Annotated in this window: 21 protein-coding genes and 1 tRNA gene; 5 read left to right on the plus strand and 17 right to left on the minus strand. The window is 64.5% G+C overall.

Features of this window, described 5'->3' with window-relative positions; translation table 11 throughout:
- Positions 1 to 43 precede the first annotated feature (43 nt).
- From ccsA to L1088_RS03520, 17 genes are all read right to left on the minus strand, one after another.
- Positions 44 to 730, minus strand: coding sequence for a cytochrome c biogenesis protein CcsA (gene ccsA / locus L1088_RS03440; protein ID WP_038047782.1), 687 nt, complete (start codon positions 728 to 730; stop codon positions 44 to 46).
- A 67-nt stretch (positions 731 to 797) separates the two neighbouring features.
- Positions 798 to 1,463 (minus strand): heme exporter protein CcmB, encoded by a 666-nt coding sequence (locus tag L1088_RS03445; protein WP_038049591.1) that lies wholly within the window; start codon positions 1,461 to 1,463, stop codon positions 798 to 800.
- Between the two features lie 62 nt (positions 1,464 to 1,525).
- Entirely contained in the window at positions 1,526 to 2,095 is a 570-nt protein-coding gene (locus tag L1088_RS03450) for an ABC transporter ATP-binding protein (protein ID WP_234553730.1), read from the minus strand.
- 75 nt (positions 2,096 to 2,170) lie between these two features.
- Positions 2,171 to 2,839 carry a cytochrome c biogenesis CcdA family protein gene (ccdA, locus tag L1088_RS03455; RefSeq protein ID WP_234553731.1) on the minus strand — a complete coding sequence of 223 codons (669 nt, stop codon included), beginning with the start codon at positions 2,837 to 2,839 and terminating at the stop codon, positions 2,171 to 2,173.
- Between the two features lie 9 nt (positions 2,840 to 2,848).
- Complete coding sequence (locus tag L1088_RS03460) at positions 2,849 to 3,397, minus strand: c-type cytochrome (protein ID WP_234553732.1); 549 nt, start codon at positions 3,395 to 3,397, stop codon at positions 2,849 to 2,851.
- Positions 3,390 to 4,583 (minus strand): sulfite dehydrogenase, encoded by a 1,194-nt coding sequence (soxC, locus tag L1088_RS03465; RefSeq protein WP_234553733.1) that lies wholly within the window; start codon positions 4,581 to 4,583, stop codon positions 3,390 to 3,392. The genes L1088_RS03460 and soxC overlap by 8 nt, the downstream gene beginning before the upstream one ends.
- A gap of 66 nt (positions 4,584 to 4,649) precedes the next feature.
- The gene (locus L1088_RS03470) at positions 4,650 to 5,939 is read right to left on the minus strand and encodes an FAD-dependent oxidoreductase (RefSeq protein WP_234553734.1); all 1,290 of its coding nucleotides are present in this window, start codon (positions 5,937 to 5,939) and stop codon (positions 4,650 to 4,652) included.
- Between the two features lie 18 nt (positions 5,940 to 5,957).
- Positions 5,958 to 6,809: a DUF302 domain-containing protein gene (locus L1088_RS03475; RefSeq protein WP_234553735.1), complete on the minus strand. Its 852-nt coding sequence runs from the start codon at positions 6,807 to 6,809 to the stop codon at positions 5,958 to 5,960.
- Positions 6,806 to 7,237, minus strand: coding sequence for a rhodanese-like domain-containing protein (locus tag L1088_RS03480; protein ID WP_038047796.1), 432 nt, complete (start codon positions 7,235 to 7,237; stop codon positions 6,806 to 6,808). The genes L1088_RS03475 and L1088_RS03480 overlap by 4 nt, the downstream gene beginning before the upstream one ends.
- A 2-nt stretch (positions 7,238 to 7,239) precedes the next feature.
- The gene (gene soxA, locus L1088_RS03485; protein ID WP_234553773.1) at positions 7,240 to 7,980 is read right to left on the minus strand and encodes a sulfur oxidation c-type cytochrome SoxA; all 741 of its coding nucleotides are present in this window, start codon (positions 7,978 to 7,980) and stop codon (positions 7,240 to 7,242) included.
- A 69-nt stretch (positions 7,981 to 8,049) separates the two neighbouring features.
- Entirely contained in the window at positions 8,050 to 8,610 is a 561-nt protein-coding gene (soxX, locus tag L1088_RS03490; RefSeq protein WP_234553736.1) for a sulfur oxidation c-type cytochrome SoxX, read from the minus strand.
- Positions 8,607 to 10,328 carry a thiosulfohydrolase SoxB gene (gene soxB, locus L1088_RS03495; RefSeq protein WP_234553737.1) on the minus strand — a complete coding sequence of 574 codons (1,722 nt, stop codon included), beginning with the start codon at positions 10,326 to 10,328 and terminating at the stop codon, positions 8,607 to 8,609. The genes soxX (L1088_RS03490) and soxB overlap by 4 nt, the downstream gene beginning before the upstream one ends.
- Entirely contained in the window at positions 10,325 to 10,900 is a 576-nt protein-coding gene (gene soxX, locus L1088_RS03500) for a sulfur oxidation c-type cytochrome SoxX (protein ID WP_234553738.1), read from the minus strand. The genes soxB and soxX (L1088_RS03500) overlap by 4 nt, the downstream gene beginning before the upstream one ends.
- Before the next feature lie 9 nt (positions 10,901 to 10,909).
- The gene (gene soxA, locus L1088_RS03505; protein WP_051913572.1) at positions 10,910 to 11,692 is read right to left on the minus strand and encodes a sulfur oxidation c-type cytochrome SoxA; all 783 of its coding nucleotides are present in this window, start codon (positions 11,690 to 11,692) and stop codon (positions 10,910 to 10,912) included.
- 44 nt (positions 11,693 to 11,736) lie between these two features.
- Positions 11,737 to 12,063: a thiosulfate oxidation carrier complex protein SoxZ gene (gene soxZ, locus L1088_RS03510; protein ID WP_038047807.1), complete on the minus strand. Its 327-nt coding sequence runs from the start codon at positions 12,061 to 12,063 to the stop codon at positions 11,737 to 11,739.
- 18 nt (positions 12,064 to 12,081) lie between these two features.
- A complete protein-coding gene (soxY, locus tag L1088_RS03515; RefSeq protein WP_234553739.1) occupies positions 12,082 to 12,534 on the minus strand; it encodes a thiosulfate oxidation carrier protein SoxY in 453 nt (150 codons plus the stop codon).
- The gene (locus L1088_RS03520; protein WP_234553774.1) at positions 12,527 to 12,955 is read right to left on the minus strand and encodes a thioredoxin fold domain-containing protein; all 429 of its coding nucleotides are present in this window, start codon (positions 12,953 to 12,955) and stop codon (positions 12,527 to 12,529) included. The genes soxY and L1088_RS03520 overlap by 8 nt, the downstream gene beginning before the upstream one ends.
- A 237-nt stretch (positions 12,956 to 13,192) precedes the next feature.
- On the opposite strand from L1088_RS03520, the gene cycA reads away from it, so the two are divergent.
- The 5 genes from cycA (at position 13,193) to L1088_RS03545 (ending at position 16,377) form a co-directional block, all read left to right on the plus strand.
- Positions 13,193 to 13,639, plus strand: coding sequence for a cytochrome C-552 (gene cycA / locus L1088_RS03525; RefSeq protein ID WP_234553740.1), 447 nt, complete (start codon positions 13,193 to 13,195; stop codon positions 13,637 to 13,639).
- Between the two features lie 60 nt (positions 13,640 to 13,699).
- Complete coding sequence (locus L1088_RS03530; protein WP_234553741.1) at positions 13,700 to 14,650, plus strand: ABC transporter ATP-binding protein; 951 nt, start codon at positions 13,700 to 13,702, stop codon at positions 14,648 to 14,650.
- Positions 14,647 to 15,258, plus strand: coding sequence for a thiamine diphosphokinase (locus L1088_RS03535; RefSeq protein WP_234553742.1), 612 nt, complete (start codon positions 14,647 to 14,649; stop codon positions 15,256 to 15,258). Before L1088_RS03530 ends, L1088_RS03535 begins: the two co-directional genes overlap by 4 nt.
- 85 nt (positions 15,259 to 15,343) lie before the next feature.
- A tRNA-Lys gene (locus tag L1088_RS03540) sits at positions 15,344 to 15,419 on the plus strand.
- 82 nt (positions 15,420 to 15,501) lie between these two features.
- Positions 15,502 to 16,377 (plus strand): tyrosine-type recombinase/integrase, encoded by an 876-nt coding sequence (locus tag L1088_RS03545; protein ID WP_234553743.1) that lies wholly within the window; start codon positions 15,502 to 15,504, stop codon positions 16,375 to 16,377.
- Positions 16,378 to 16,587 lie beyond the last annotated feature (210 nt).

Here is a 16,587-nt window from a genome sequence, read left to right on the forward strand (position 1 = left end):
GTGAGGTAGGTGAGGGCGTAGACCCAGGTGACGAAGACCTCGCTCACGCCTCCTCCCTTCTTGCCTCCAGAACGGCCAGCAAGGCGCGGAAGCGCACAAATCCCAGGTAGAGCAGGGTGAAGACCAGGAGGTTGAAGAGCAAGGCTTGGAGCATGGCCGGGTCCATGTGGATCTTGCCCGTGGTCAGGTCAATGGACTGGGTCTGGTGCAAGCTGCGCCACCACTTCACCGACATGTAGCTGATGGGCACGTTGATGAAACCCAGGATGCCCACCGCCGCCGCCGCCTTGGCCCTAAGCTCCGGGTCCTCGATGGCCCCCCTGAGAAGAAAGTAGCCCACGTATACGGCAAAAAGGATGGCGGTGGTGGTCAGCCTGGGCTCCCACGTCCAGTAAACCCCCCAGGTGGGCCTAGCCCAAAGCATCCCCGTGACCAGGGCCAGGCCCATGAAGACCAGGCCGATCTCTGCGCTCGCCAAGGCCACCCGGTCGTACCTGGGGTTCTGCCGGAAAAGGTAGAGGAGGGAGTAAAGGAAGGTGACGAAAAAGGCCAGGTAGCCCAGCCACGCCCCAGGCACGTGCAGGTACATGATGCGGGCCAGGTAACCCTGGTTCACGTCCGGGGGGGCGGCCAAGGCCAGGTAAAGGCCTACCGGGAGAAGGAGCAAACCCAGCCCCAAAAACACCCAGGTAAGAGTATCGGGCCGTTCAGGTTGGGCGGTCTTTAGCATGTTCTTGCCTCCACGCATCTAAGCATAGCCACAGCCCGGGTGAAAAGTTTGTGGTCCCCTACCCCCCCTACCCTTCCAAGACCACCGGGAAGAGGAGGGCGCTGGCGGTGAGGTAGACCACGTCAAACACCAAGAGGAGCTGCCACCAATTCTGCACCTCTTCCAAAGGAAGTCCCTCCACCAGACCCAAGGTGGCCCGAACCGCCGCCAGGACCACGGGCACCACCAGGGAGAAGAGGAGGAGGGGCAGGAGCACCTCCCGCCCCCTAAGGCGGGCCAGGAGCCCGGCGTAGAAGGTGGCCACGCTGGTGTAGCCCAAAACCCCTAGGAGCAGGGTCAAAAAGAGGGGCAGGAGGCGGTCCAACGGCAGATAGAAGAGCCCTGCGGCCATGAGCAGGGCCAGCAGGCTCAAGGGCAGGAGGAGGAACATCTGGAACAGGAGCTTGCCGAAGTAAATCCACTCCTTTCCTCCCGGGGTGAGGAGGAGGTCGTCCAGGGTGCCGTCCTCCACCTCCAGGGCAAAGGCCCGGGTGGAGAGGAGGGTGCTGCCGAAAGCCAGGGCCACCCATAAGACCCCTGGGGCCGCTCGGCGCAAGGGCTCCTCCTCGGGCCCCAGGGCCAAGGCCATGATGAAGAGCATCACGGAGAAGAAGGCCAGAACAGAAAGGAGCCCTGCCCGGTCACGGACCTCGAGGCGCAGATCCCTCCAGGCCAAAAGCCAGATCCGGCGCACCGCCCCCATCCCCTCCCCATCCCTCCCAGGAGCCTGGACGGCCTTCCCCACCCTGGGCGCCCTCATACCCCCCCCAGGACCAGGGTGCGGTCAGCCACCTCGCTGGCCAAGGCCCGGTCGTGCGTTGCCAGCACCACTCCTGCGCTTCGGCGGGCTTCCCGCAAGATTCCGATAAGGAGTGCCCTTCCCTCGCCGTCCAAGGCCGTTTCCGGCTCGTCCAAAAGCCAAACATCCGGGGCCAGGAGGGTCAGGCGGACCAAGGCCAAGCGTTTTTTCATGCCGCTGGAAAAGGCGGCTAAAGGCACCTCCTCGGGTAGCCCAAAGCGGCGCAGAGCTCCCTGCCAGTCCCCTTCGCGGCCGTGGAAGGCCAGGTCGTAAAGGAGGTGCTCCCGAGCGGTGAGGTGGCGGTGGAAGGCGGGGGGGTTGGGCAGGAAGAGCGCCCGGCCCTCGCGCTCCACCCGGCCCCGGGTGGGCTTCAAAAGACCCGCCATGAGGCGCAGCAGGGTGGTCTTGCCCGAACCGTTGGGACCCACCAGGGCCACCGTCTCCCCCCGCTCCAGGGCGAAGGACAGGTTCCGGATAACCCATTCCCTGCCGAAACGTTTGGAGATGCCCTGCAAGCGAAGAAGCATGCCTCTATCAGTTTAGGGGTATCCCTTGGGGGTAATTGTCCCTCATCGGAAGGAGACTCCCAGATCTCCTCAGCGCTACAGGTACTTCTGCAACCACTCTGGGGTGATGCGGAGGAAAAAGGAGTTCAAGGCGGTATACGTCCCCGTGAAAAGCAAAACGCCCACCACCAGAAGCACCACTCCCGCCAGAAGCTCCACGTAGTGGGAAAGCCGTCCAGCCCGCCGTAGCCACCCCTTGAGCCGCTCGGCGAAGAGGGCCACCAGCAAAAAGGGCACCGCCAACCCCAGGATGTACGCCAGAAGCAGGCCCACCCCGCCTCCCACCGCCGTCAGGGTGAGGATGGCCCCCAGGATGGGGCCAATGCAAGGGGTCCAGCCCAGGGCCAGGGTGGCCCCCAGGAGAAAAGCCCCCAAGGGGCGGCCCGTCTCCCCCTCGTAACGAAGGTTCACCCCCCAACGGGGCCTTAGGCCCAGCATGTACAGGCCGAAGAGGATCAGGACCACCCCTCCCACCCGGGCCAAGGTCTGCCGGTGTTCAAAGAGAAGCCCCCCAAGGAGGGTGAAGGGCAGGCCCAGGAGGAAGAAGACCGCCCCGAAGCCCAGCACGAAGAAGAGGGCGTTGAAGAGGGGGCGCCCCCGCTCCCCCCCCAGGTAGAAGAGGTAGGTGGGCACCAAGGGAAGAACGCAAGGGGAGAGGAAGGAAAGCACCCCCGCTAGAAAAGCCGCCGTCAAGGAAACGTTCATGCCTCCATCCTAGGGCAGGGTGAGCCAGGGGAAACGGCGCTTGGTTTCGGGGTCCAGGTCCAGAAGCTCCCGGGCAGGCATCTTGACCTGGGGCAAGGTATTCTGGTTGATGGGCTCGTCGGCGTCGATGATGCCGTTCATGTAGAGGAGGAAGGCCACCAGGTGGTAGACCTCCTCGTTGCTGAGGCTTCCTTCCTGGCCGAAGGGCATGGCCCGGCGGATGTAGTCGTAGAGGGTGGTGGGGTACTGCCAGTAGTTGCCGATGGCGAACTCCACGGGCTCGGTGTCCGGGGTGATGGGGAAGGGCTCGGCCACCAAGCGGTTGAAGGGGTAGCCCTCACCCCGGGCCCCGTGGCAGGAAGCACACTTCTCCGCGTAGATCCGCTCTCCCTCCTCCACCTTCCCCTCCCCTGGGGGAAGCCCCCGGCCGTCCGGAAGGACCGCAGGCCGAATGTCGTACTGGGCTGCTAGCTCCTCGGAGATGGGGGTACCCAGGTTGTACCGGGCCCCCATCGCCAGGCCCAAGAGGGCCAGAAGGATCAAGATGCGCTTAACCATCAAACACCTCCCCGCCGCATCCCCCCACGGGGCCGAAAGCCTGCTGGCCCAAGGGCCGGTCGCCGTTCACCACCCGGCCGTCGGGCAGGATGCGCCAGGCTTGGATGGCGTTGTAGTGGTAGCGGTTGTTCCTACCCCACTTCTTGAAGAACTCCTCCCGGGTGGGCTGGGTGTTGCCCTTCTCGTCCCAAGCCCGGCTCCAGAGGACCACCTCCTTGCCGTCCCAGTGCCAAGGCATCTTGAAGCGCACAAAGGCGTAGCGCTCCACCGGAGGTTCCAAAGTGGCCTGCCGCCAGGTCTTGCCCTCGTCAAAGGAGATCTCCACCTTGGTGATGCGCCCGTAGCCGCTCCAGGCCAGGCCGCGGATCTCGTGGAAACCGGGCTTGATCTGCTGGAGGCCGGAAGGGTAGGTGATGATGGACTCCGGATCCATGACCCAGGTGAAGGCCAACACCCGGCCATCGGCCATGACGTCGGTGTACTCGCTGGTCTCATCCTTGGCCATGGTGGGGAGGTCCGTGACCAGGATGCGCCGTAGCCACTTCACCTGGATAGAGCCCTCCCAGCCCGGAACCACCAGCCGCACCGGGTAGCCCTGCTCCGGGCGCAGGGCCTCCCCGTTCTGAGCGTAGGCCACCAGGACATCTTCCATGGCCTTCTCCAGGGGCAGGGAGCGGGTGTAGGCGGCGGCGTCCATGCCCTCGGGGATGAGCCACTTGGCCTCCGGCTTCACCCCGGCCTCCTTGAGGAGGAGGGCCAGGGGCACCCCCGTCCAGCTGGCGTTGGAGGCCAGGCCACGGCTTCGGGTGGCGGTGAGGTTGGGGTCCGGGGGGTTGCGGTAGCCGTTTTGCCCGTTGCCCGCGCACTCAATGAAGTAGGTGCGGGTCACGGAGGGGAAGCGCTTGAGGTCCTCGAGGGTGAAGACCAGGGGACGCTCCACCATGCCGTGGATCACCAGCCGGTACTTAGCCGGGTCTACCTGGGGCACGCCGCCGTGATGCCGCTCGAAGTGCAGGCCGTTGGGGGTGATAACCCCCTCCAGCTTCTCCAGGGGGGCGAAGTCGGCCCCGGAGTGGCGGGGGCGCCGGGGGGGGGNCTCGTCCCAAGGGGGAGTCTGGGCCCTGGCCTTAAACAAGCCCAGCACGCTCCCCGCGCCTAAGAGCCGGAAGAACTTCCTTCGGTCCATATACCCTCCCATCGTATCTGGCGAAGGGAAGAAAAGCCCCGCCCCCTTGGGGGCGGGGCCTTCCCCTCAGGCGGGGCCGAACATGTCGTTCCAAATCCCGGTGGCCCAGCCAATGGCGGCGGTGCCGTTGCCCGCGGAGCGCTGGTTGTCCACGTTGCTTTGCTGAACAATCCTCTTCTGCGCCTCGTCCCAGGAGTGCTGGTGGGCCACCCAGATGGCCTCCTCGGAGTCCACAAAGGAGTAGCAGATGTTGGTGGGGAGCTCGTAGGGGATTTCCGCCAAGGGCTTGCCCTGGAGGCGCTGCGTCAGGTGCCGGGCCACGATGGTGCCCGACACGTAGGCCACCATCCCACTCTTGGGGTAAGGGGTGTTGCCGATGATGTCCCCCACAAGGTAGACCCGGTCGTCCTTCTCCGAGAGGAAGTAGGGCAGACGGATGTTGGCCCAGCGCTCCCCAAGGCCAGCCACCCGCACCAGCTCCCCGGCCTTCATGGGGGGAATGACGTTGGCCACGGTGTAGGGCACCTCACCCAGTTCGGTGAGGATATGCTTCTTTGCGTAATCGATGCCCGTGATGCGGGTGTTGGGCACGTACTCCAGGTAGTCCTTGTAGAGGTCGTTGTAGGCGGAGAGGAACCCTGGGGCCTTGGAGATGGGCTGAGGGTTGGCGTCCAGGACGATGAGCTTGCCCTTTACCCCCTTGCTCTTGAGCCGCCAGGCCAGCATGGCCGCCCGCTCGTAGGGGCCCGGGGGGCAGCGGTAGGGAGGGTTGGGGATGTACATGACCAGTTCCCCACCGGTTTCGTCAAACTGGTCCAGAAGCCTCCTGAGGGCGATGTGCTCAAAGGGCTTGAAGCCCACGGGCATGAGGTGCTTCACCTCGGCGTAGCCAGCGATGGCCTCGTACATGTAGTCGATGCCCGGGGCCAGAACCAGGTAGTCGTAGCCGATGTAGCCCCCGGTGGTGCGCACCAGGCGGCGGTCCCGGTTGATGTCCAAGACCTTTTCCTGAACGAAGATCACCCCGTCCTTGACCACGTTGGTGTAGTCAAAGACCAGCCACTCCAGGGGCTTGACCCCGGCCAGGAAGAGGTTGGACATGGGGCAGGACATGAAGATGGGCTTCTGCTCGATGAGCACCACCTCCACATCCACCCCGGACTGGACCAGCTTCCGGGCCACCGTGGTGCCACCCCAGCCGCCCCCGATCACCACCACCCGGGGCTTCCGGGTGCGGGGAAGCAGGGTGGCTGGACGGCTATAGAACTCCTGGGCGAAGGCCGAGCCGGAAAGGGCCCCCGCCGCGGCCAAAGCCGCTCCCGACTTGAGCACCTGACGCCGACTTACCTTGCTCATACCCTCTCCTTTTGAGCTTCATTGGCCAGGGCGGTAAGGCACCCCGCCCGTGGCTTCTAAAATCTCCGTCATCACCCTGCGGGCCTCTTGGAGCATGGGCACTGCCGGGGAGTTCATGACGCCGGGCATGATGGTCATGAGCATGGGTTCAATGGCCCCCACCAGGACGTCAGGCCCCATCTGCATGGCGAAGAAGCGGCAAGGAGCGGCGAAGCCGCCCGCGGGCTGGGTGAGGAACATGACCCGGGCCCATTCGCTCTTGCAGGGCATGATCACCGTCACCGGCCCCACCTTCACGTTGGGCAGGAGGTTGAGGCCGTTGGAGGTGAGCTCGGTTTCCACCACGAGGACCACGTCCTCCACCTTGGCGCTGGGCACCCGGTACATGAGGGCAGGCATCATGCCGCTAGCGGGATCGGGCATCATGGCAGGAGGCAGGCGCTTCACGATGCCAAGCCTTCCCAAAGCCCCCTCGAGGCGCCAGGTGAGCCGCTCCACCTCACCTCCGTACACCTGGAGCATGCCGAAGAGAAGCCGCCCGTCAAAGGTGCCCACCAGGTACTTCTGGCCCTCCCCGGTGATGAAGACCGTGGGGGGCAGGACGATGGCCGCCATGGGGTTCTTGGAAGCCGCCTCCACGCTTCCCTTCTCGGGCTTCAGCACCACCAGGCGGTAGTCGGGGAAGCCGGGGCCCGTGACCTGGCGCACCTGCTCGCCCAGGTTCAGCACCCGGTCGGCCTCGAGGCCCACAGCCTTCAGGGCCTGCAGGGTCTTGGCCTCCACCTCTTCCAAGGAACCCTGAACCTCCACCACCAAGGCCTGGCCCAGGGCCAGCCCCAACAGGGCCACCAGCGCGAACAGTTTTCTCATGATCCTCCCTCCACTTCCAGGCCGGCGTCCAGCCAGCCCTTGAAGCCGTGCGTGATGTTCTTGGCGTTCTTGTAGCCCAGCGCCTGCAGGTAGGCCGCCACCACCGCCGAAACGCTCCCCGAGTTGCAGTACACGAGGATCAGGGCCTCCTTGTCCTTGGGGAGCTCCGCCAAGCGGTCCGGCACCTGCCCCGCGTAAATGTGCACCGAACCGGGGATGTACCCCTTTTTTCGCTCCTCCTCCGTGCGCACATCCAGGATGAAGGGGTCAAAGAGGAGCAGGTCCTTGGCCTCCGTGGGGTAGACCAGGTAGCTGGCAGGGGGCACGCGCTTGAGGAACTCCCCGAAGGCCTTGACCCAGTCCCCCTCCCCCTGGGCGCGGGCCAGGGGCAGGAGGGGCAGGAGGGCAAGGAGGTCCCGGCGGCGCATGGCTAGCGGGTGAAGAAGGGCAGCTCCTCAAAGGAGTGCCCGGCCTTAGCAGCCTCGGCCAGCATGTACAGGGTAAGGGCGATGTGCACGTCGGAGTAGAACTCGGGCTTGGGAATGGCGATGGACTCGTAGCAGAAATTGATGCGGTCCTCCATGGTGTAGAGCTTGTCCTCCTCAAAGCGGTAGGCAGGCCACTCGTTGCCCAAGCCCTGCTTGGGACTCCGCACCGGGGAAAGCCGCACCCTCTGGCCCGCATACTGGTCGTGGCAGACGGCGCAGCTCATGTCCCTTGCCCCCGCCCGGGTGTACCAAAGCTCCCGCCCCAGGTTGTACATGGCAAGCTCAGCGGGATGCTTGGGCGCCACCTGGATCTTGGCCTTGGAGGAGAAGGAGGCGATGTAGGTGGTGATGGCCTTGACCTCATCCCGCTCAATCTCGGCGGGCTTAAAGCCCTGAACCGTCTGCATGCAGGTGTAGACCCGGCTCTCCAGGTCCTCCACCCGGCGGCTGTCGAGGAAGTACTTGGGCAGAATGGCGTAGACCCCCTCCAAGACCCCCTTCCCCTTACCGAAGTCGCACTCCTCGAGGGTCTTTCCGCTCGGCCCCTTGCGGAAGAAGAGCTCCTTCCCCTCCTCAGCGAAGAGCTCCCCTGGGAGGATGCCGAAGGTTTCCAGGTACATCTGCCGCTGGCGCATGGCCTCCTCAAAGGGGTCCAGAGGCTTGGCCTGCTGGGTGTAGGCCATTAGGCCCACCAGGGCACCGAGCGCGAGCAAGCCCAGCACGGTGAAGCGGTTCTTGTGCGTTCTCACGGCTCACCTCCGGTTGATGGGGGAGTTGGGATCCAGGAGGAAGGCCACCAGGTCGGCGGTTTCCTCGGGGGTGAAGAGGCCGTGCACCCCACCCCGGTACATCAAGGAGCAGGGCACATAGGCCCAGGCGTTGTAGATCTTCTCGTAGGTGTAGCGGACCACCGCCTCCAAAGTCCCCCGCTGGCCGTAGTCCGTGAGGGGAGGCCCCATGGTGCCGTGGGCCACCTCGCTGGCCACCCCCGCGTGGCAGGCGTAGCAGTTGCCCCGTTTAGGGTCGGTGAAGACCTTCTCCCCGTTTTTCCAGTCCCCAAGGAGCTTGCCGCTTTGCGGGTACTTGATGAGGGCCTTCTGCTCCGCCAAGAAGCCGGGGATGAGGTCCGCGGGGAGTTTGTCCCGGTACTGGGAGCAAAGCGCTTGCCCCTTGTCCTGGGACAGCATCACCTGGGCGAACTCGTGCCCTCCCTGGTGCAGGACCGCCTCGAGGCGGGCCCGGAAGGGGCTCACCTGGGAGAGGCCCAGCCCCAAAAGCACAAGGCCAGCGACCATAACCGCTAATCTCTTCATCCTTTCACCTCCGGAACTCGGTAGGTTCTGCCCAGCACGTGCACGTTGGGGTTGGGGAGTACCTTGACCCTTCCCACCCCTCTCAGGTACTCCTCCAGCACCGCGTAGATGGGCCTAGGCTCATAGCCCGCCTTGGCCTCCCCCACCCGCTGGAGCCTTCCCCCGTAGGCGGCCACCAGGTAGCGGCGGTTCGGGTCCAAGGACTTGCCGCCCACCTCCACCTCCCGCACCCGCCGACCCGTGGGGGCATCGGGGTCCAGGGCGTAGCGAAGGCCGTAGGTACGGCTCACGTCCCCGCCCTGCTGGTAGAAGGGGTCGGGGCTGAACACGTTGCTGGCAATATCCTCCAGAACGCCCCGGATCTGCGCCCCCCGGAGCCAGAAGAGGTAGAGCTCCGGATAGGTGAAGCCAGTGTAGGCATAGAGGTGATCCCGGGTGATGGCCTGGCCGGGAAGGATGGTGGTCCCCCAGCGCACCGCTGGACTGAAGACCACCTCCACCTCCGGGTAAAGGGCCCGCACCGCCTCCCCCACCATCTGGTCAAAGGTGGAGTAAAGGGTGTCCCGCTTGTAGAGGAGGGTTTCGGAAACCGCCAAGGGCTCAAAGAGGTGTGGGCGGTGGGGAGCTACCCGCTCCTGAAGCCACTTTTCCACGTCCTCCGCCTTGGGCAGGTGCTGGGAGAGGACGGGAAGAACCCGTACCCGGAGGTTGGCGATGCCCCCCTTCCAGAGCTTCAAATCCACCCGCATCAGAGCCTTGCCCGCGGCGCTGCCCGCCACGATCCAGGTCTTCCCCACCCGCCAGGGCCTGGGGGTCAGGTCGTGGGTGTGCCCCGACAGGATGAGGTCAAGGCCCCGAACCCGCTCCGCCAAAGCGGCGTCCAGCTGTAGCCCGTTGTGGGAAAGGAGCACCACGGCCTCGGCCCCTTCCGCCCGGGCCTGGTCCACCGCTTCCTGCAACCTCTTCTCGTCCAGCGCAAAGGACAACCCTTCGGTGAAGGACTCCGGGTGGGAAACCCGCACGTAGGGGTAGGAAGCCCCCACCACGGCCACGGCGTGCCCCCCCAGCTGGTGGATGCGGTAGGCGGGGAAGAGGGGATCCCCGAAAAGCTCATCCACCACGTTGTAGGCAAGGTGTTCGCCCCGGAACCTCTTCAAGAGCTCCTCCACCCGCTCCCGCCCTAGGGTCCACTCCCAGTGGGAGACCATATGGTCCACACCCGTGAGGTTCTGCCACTCCACGATGGCCTCCCCTTGGGTGAGCAGGGAGAGCCCGGAGTTGGTCCAGGTGTCCCCGCCATCCAGGACCAAGGCCTGGCCCCCCTCGGCCTCCACCTGGGCCTTCTGCTGGCGGATGAGGGCGGTGAGGGCAGAAAGCCCCCCGATGGGACCGAAGGCCCGGGCCAGCTCCGCGAAGTCCAGGTACGAGAGCAGATAGGCCAAGGGCGTGCCCCGCTCCACCCCGTAGTAGCGCAGGATGGCCTCCCCGGTGAGGTACCCTGGGCGGCCCATGAGGGGCTTGGGGGCGATGAGGTTGGGGGGCTCCATGAAGTAGTGAGGGAAGGCCTGGCCGTGGAGGTCCGAGAAGTAGAGCAAAGTGGCATCCCCATATGGGGTGAGCTCATAGAGCCGGGCTGGGTTTTCCAGGACCTGGGCCAGGGCCTTAGGGCCCAGGCCCGCCAAAGCGGAAAGGAGGTAGAGGAGCTCTCTACGGTTCATTTAGACCCCACCGCGGGCTTGGTGTTGAAGTCCGACTCCGGGTCCAGAAGGTAGGCCACGATGTCGGCAATCTCCTCGGGGGTGAGCAGCCCCTGGGCCCCGAAGCGGTACATCACCGTGCAGGGGAAGTAGGCCCAGGCGTTGTAGATGACCTCGTAGGTGTAGCGCTGAACGGCTTCCGACTGCCCCCGCTTCAGGCCGTACTTCTCCAGGCTGGGCCCCACGTCCCCGCCCAGGTGCACCGGGGAGCCGAAGTGGCAGGAGAAGCAGTTGGCCTTCTGCAGGTTGTTGAAGATGGCCCCGCCCTTCTTCCAGTCCCCCATGAGCTTGCCATTTTGCGGATACTTGATGAGGGAACGCTGCTCCTCGAGGAACTTAGGCAGAAGATCAGCAGGCAGGCGGTTCCGGTGGATGGAGCAGAGGGCCTGGTCTGGGCGTTGGCTTACGAAGACCTCAGCGTAGGCCTTGCCCCCCGACTTGACCCGCTCCAGCTCCGGGTCCTGAAGGTAGCGCTGGGCCAGGCCCCAAGCCAGAAGGGAGAGGGCCAACAGGGTAAGGAGTGCCTTTTTCATGCTCCCTCCTCAGCGCACAAAAGCGGGCCACTCCTCCACCACCGCCCCGTTGTTGCTGTAGGCCAGGAAAAGCTCCAGGGCCAGGATGGGCAGGGAGTACAGGTCCGGCTGGGGGTGGGCGATGTTGCCGTAGCAGGCGCGGATGCGGTCCTGCATGGTCCAGATCTGGTCGTTAGAGTAGCGGTAAGCGGGCCAGTGGGTCCAGGACTTGTCCTTACCCAGGACATCCGCATAGGGAAGCACCCCGGCCCGCTTGCCCACGTAGGTCACGTGGCAGGTGGCGCACCCCACGTCCCGGGCCCCGGAGCGGGCGTAAAAGAGCTTTTCTCCCAGGGCGTAAAGGGCCCGCTCCTCCGGGAAGAGGAGGCGGACTTGGATGGGCTTGCCCGTGGAATGGCTGGCGATGTAGAAGGCCACGGCCACCACCTCGGACCGCTTCACCTGTGCCGGCTTAAAGCCCTGAACCCGGGTCATGCAGGTGATGATGCGGCTGTCCAGGTCCTCCACCTTCCCTGTGTCCAGGAAGTAGCGGGGAAGCCGGGCAGCGGCCCCCTCCAGCACCCCCTTGCCCAAGCCGAAGTCGCACTCGGCCATGGTCTTGCCCGAGGGCCCCTTGCGGTTAAAGAGGTCCTTCCCCTGCTCCACGATGAGCTCCGTGGGCAGGATGCCTGCGGTTTCCAAGAGGAGCTGCTTTTGCCGCTTGGCCTCCTCCCGGGGGTCCACCCCCTCCTGGGCCAAGGCGAGGCCCATCAGGGCCAGGGCACCGGCCATCAGCAACGCCTTGAGAGGCATATACCCTCCTCCATAAGGGCGCCCGGGAACCCGGGCGCCCAGCCTTACGCCAGCTCCAGCTTCACCGAACCCTCGCCGGTGTCCCCGCTCGTGTCCTTGAGTTTCACCACGAAGGTCCCCGGCTTCTCCGCCTTGAACTTGAAGCCGTAAAGGGGGTTGGCGCTGGTGGAGGGACCGGGGCGGGCCTCCGCTACCTTTTCCCCCTCAAAGTAGACCTCCACCAGGCTGATGTAGTTGGCGGGGATCAGGTTGCCCTGGGCGTCCCTCCGGGTGCCAGGCTCGTTGGGGTGTTGAGCAACCGCTTGCAGCTTGAACTCCTCGCCGGCCTTAGGCTTGGCGGGCGTGAGGCGAACGATGGTGCGAATGGCCATGTGCTCTCCCTCCTTTCCTTAACCGCAGCCGCCCACGGTCACGCGGGTGCTGGCCGAAGCCAGAAGCAGCTTGCCGTCTGCCGTTTCCACCACGGCCCGGATGGCGCTGGTTTCCGCCAAGCGCACCCGGGTGGCGTAGTAGGGCATGGCCTTCATGGGCATGAAGGTAACCAGCCGCGGCGTGGGGTTCTTGTCAGCGAAGAGATGGATGGCCTTCACCTGGCCGCCAGGAAGGTTCACCTCCACCTCCGCGGGCACATTGGCCCCGCTCTCCGCAATGGCGGGCATGGTGAGCTTCACCAGGTTGGAAGGGGTCAGGTCCTTGAACCCCTTGCCCAAAGCCTCCTGAAGAGCCTTCTCCAGGTTGGCCAAGTCCTCGCCCTCGAGGCCCTGCGCCCTCACCGGAAAGCCGGCCAGGGCCATGGCCGAAAGGGCCGCGCCGGTGGTCTTCAAAAACGCTCGCCTATTCACACGCACCTCCCTTGGCACACATCTGGCGTAGCTCCGCAAGGAACTGCGCCCGAGGCCGGCTGCCAAAAAACCGGCCCACCTCTTCCCACGTCCCCTTGCGGTGGACGAGGAAGACAAAGGTTGGAGTGCCCGGCACCCGGAAGCGCCGGGAGAGCTCCTGCCCCTCGGGGGTTTCCGTACCCACGGAGGCCACCACAAACCGCCCTTCCAAGAGGCGGCTAACGTCGGGGTCGGAGAGCACGAAGGTGTTCATCTGGTCGCAGTAGGGGCAGTGGGGGCTGTGGAAGTAAACCATGAGCACCCGGCCGTGCTCTTGGGCCAGCCCCTGCGCCTGAACAAACGGGTACCAACGCCCGAAGTCGGGAGCCGCCAGGGCCAGGCCCAGGAAGAGGAGCATCCAAAGTACCCGGTATCCGTACATCATCCTACACCGCCTGGGTACACCCAAGGACATTTGTACCTTACCAACCTATCAGAGCAAAATCAAGCCCTCCACTACACTTCTTTTGTTCCTTTTTTCACCAAATACCACTTGGCTTGCCTTCTTTCTGTTCTCGTCAAAGCCCCTCCCATTTGCTTGGTCACTAAAGGTTGGCTAAACTTTCGCCCCTTGACGGGCGGCTCGGGACAAATTACCCTGATACCCCGGAGGGTAAAGATGAAGCGGACCCTTATGGCTCTCCTCCTTCTCGGCGGCCTGGCTCTGGCCCAGGCGGACGGCGCTAAAGTATACGCCCAGTGCGCGGGCTGCCACCAGGCCAACGGCCAGGGGCTTCCCGGGGCCTTCCCTCCCCTGACGGGCCACGTGGCGGATATCCTGAGCAAGCAAGGCGGCCGGGAGTTCCTGATCAAGGTCTTGCTCTGGGGCCTGCAGGGGCAGATTGAGGTAAAGGGCATGAAGTACAACGGGGCCATGCCCGCATTCAACGGCCTCAAGGACGACGATATCGCCGCCGTCCTCAACTACATCGCTACCGCCTGGGGCGACGACAAGAAGGTGAAGGACTGGAAGCCCTTCACCGCCGCCGAGGTCAAGGCCCTGCGGGACAAGAAGCTCACTCCCCAGCAGGTGCTGGACGAGCGGAAGAAGCTGGGCCTGAAGTAAAGGTTACCTTTCCTCTGGTCCCGGGGCCCAAGGCCCCGGGTTCCCTAGTTTAATGAAGGGGTGCTGGAGCTCTCCCTGGAGAAGTCCTTCCCTGGCTTCCAGCTGGCCCTGAACCTCACGGCCCAAGAAGGAGAGGTTCTGGCCCTCCTGGGACCTTCGGGAAGCGGCAAGAGCACCCTCTTGCGGCTCATCGCCGGGCTCCTAGCCCCGGACCGGGGCTTCGTGCGCTTTGGGGGCATGGACCTCACCCCCTTGCCCCCGGAAAGGCGGGGGGTGGGCTTTCTCTTTCAGGACTACGCCCTCTTCCCCCACCTCACGGTGGCGGAGAACGTGGCCTTCGGCCTGGTGGAAGCCCGCTGGCCCAGGGCCGAGAGGGAAGCGCGGGTGCGGGAGCTCCTGGAGCGGATGGAACTCCTGTCCCACGCCGGCAAAAGGCCCCAAGAGCTTTCGGGAGGGGAGCAACAGCGGGTGGCCCTGGCCCGGGCCCTGGCCCCCAAGCCCCGCCTCCTGCTTCTGGACGAACCCCTGGGGGCCCTGGACCTGCGCCTGCGGGAAGAGTTGCTCTTCTTCCTGCGCAGGACCCTGCGGGAAGCAGGGGTCACCGCCCTGCTGGTCACCCACGACCAGGGGGAAGCCTTTCTCCTGGCCCACCGGGTGGCGGTGATCCGCCAGGGGCGTCTGGTCCAGGTGGGGCGGCCAGAAGAGGTCTACACCAAACCTAAAGATGCCTGGACCGCCCGCTTTATGGGCCACAAAAACCTCCTCTCCCCGGAGGAAAGCCAAAGGATAGGCCTGCCGCCTAAGCCGCATCTCCTACCCCCGGGGGCCCTGCGCCTGGGGGAGGGGGCGGAGGGTGTGGTGGAGGAACGGCTCTACTACGGGCCCAGGGTGGGGCTTTGGGTGCGGGTTAAGGGGGTGCGGCTTTACCTCGAGGCCCAGGAGGGCCCGGAGGAGGGAACCCCTATCCGCCTCCACCTGGACCTCAACCAGGCGTTACCCTTGGAAGGGTGAAGCGCTTTGCCCTCCTCCTGGGCGGCCCCCTCTTGGCAACGGAGGCCCTGAGGGCGCGCCTTCAGGGCTACCGCCTCCTGGCGGCGGACTCCGGTGGACGGCATGCCCTGGCCCTGGGGCTTCCCCTGGAGCTATGGCTTGGGGACTTCGACTCAAGCCCTCCTTGGCTCCAGCAAATCCTTCCCGCTCCCAAGGAGGTGCTTCCCCGGGATAAGGACCTTACGGACGGCGAAGCCCTGGTGCGGAAAGCCCTGGACCTGGGAGCGGAGGCGATGCTCCTCCTGGGGGCCCTGGGCGGGCGGCTGGACCACACCCTGGCCCACCTGGAGCTGGCCTTTTCCTTGGCGGCACTGGGGGTGCAGGTGGAGCTTTCCGACGGCCTCACCCGAGCCTTCCCCCTCCTCCCCGGAAGCCACACCTTTCCCTTGGAAGCCGGAGCCCCCTTCAGCCTCCTCCCCTTCCCCGAGGCCACCTTGGGGGTGGAAGGGGCCCGCTGGAACCTTCCCCCTGCCCCCCTCAAGGCCACCACCCTGACCCTGGAAAACCGGGCCCTAGGGCCCATCCGGATACGGGTGGAGGCGGGGCGGGCGGTGCTCTACCTCTTCTGAGGGCGGGGCCGCCAGGGGCAAAGAAGGGCCCGCCGCCTCTCCTTGACAGGAAAAGGGGGGAAGGCTACACTAGCCTTTGGCGTTTGGGCCGCTAGCTCAACCGGTAGAGCAACCGACTCTTAATCGGTGGGTTACAGGTTCGAGTCCTGTGCGGCCCACCATCGCCTTTTAAAGGCAAAGCTTCCACTCTTGGAAGCGAGTTGTCGAGCCCGGCATCTCTCTTGGTCGAAGGAGGTGCCGGGCATGACAATTCTTGAAGCGCTAGAAGAGTTTCTGCAGGAGAAAAGGGTGGAGGGGAAACGGCCAGCAACCATCCGCTGGTATCAGCAGACCGTGAGCTATCTACTACGGGAGCATTTGGACCAGCCTTTGGTAGCCCTCAACCGCAGCCTGGTAACTCAAGCCCTGCTCAAAAATGTATCTCAAGCTACACTGGGCAACTATGACCGGGCGCTAAGGGGCTTCTGCAATTGGCTTGTCGCCGTTGGCTATCTAGACAAAAATCCTTTCCAAGGGCGCAAGCGCCCTAGGCAAGACTTCCGGCCCAGGCAGGTTCTAAGCCTAGATGAGATAGCCGCTCTTTTTGCCGCAGCCCGTAAAGACCCTCGTTTCCGCTTCCGTAACCAAGCCATCTTAGCGCTCGCCTTGGGTGCCGGACTACGGGCCTCGGAGATTTGCCGCCTAACCCTCCAAGATATTCAATGGGAAGAAGCTGTCCTGCGGGTAGAGGGGAAAACGGGCTTCAGTGTCGTTCCCCTCACAAAAGACACTTTGCGGTATCTACGGCTGTACGTGGACCGGGAACGCCGGGCCACCATACCCTACTTGTTTGTTCACAGGAACCGGCCCTTGAACGCCAATGCTTTGTCTCGCTGGATTCATCGCCTGGCTAAGACCGCTGGAATTGACCGTCCTGTAGGCATGCATCTCTTACGCCACACTTTCGCCACGCACTTCCTCAAAAGCGGGGGCGACCCCTTTACATTGCAACGTATATTGCGCCACAAGACACCGGCTATGACCAGCCGCTACCTCCACCTCCTAACCGAAGACCTTAGGGAACGCCTGCAAACTGTGGACTTGGTGGCGTTAGTCAAAAGGGGAACACGCCCACGATGAAATTTGGAAGTGAGGTAGCATAGTGTAGCTTGGAAGGCTGTAACCCCGGATATGAGCAACCGACAGAGCTTGAAACCCCAATCTGGTGGTTGTACACTTAGGAAAGCGGACAGGCTTTGGGCTCCTGGACGCGGGAAAACGGCCATGCAAGGGAGAGCCTGGCTCTTAATCGGTGGGTTACAGGTTCGAGTCCTGTGCGGCCCACCACGG

Source organism: Thermus caliditerrae (assembly GCF_021462525.1).
GTDB lineage: Bacteria > Deinococcota > Deinococci > Deinococcales > Thermaceae > Thermus > Thermus caliditerrae.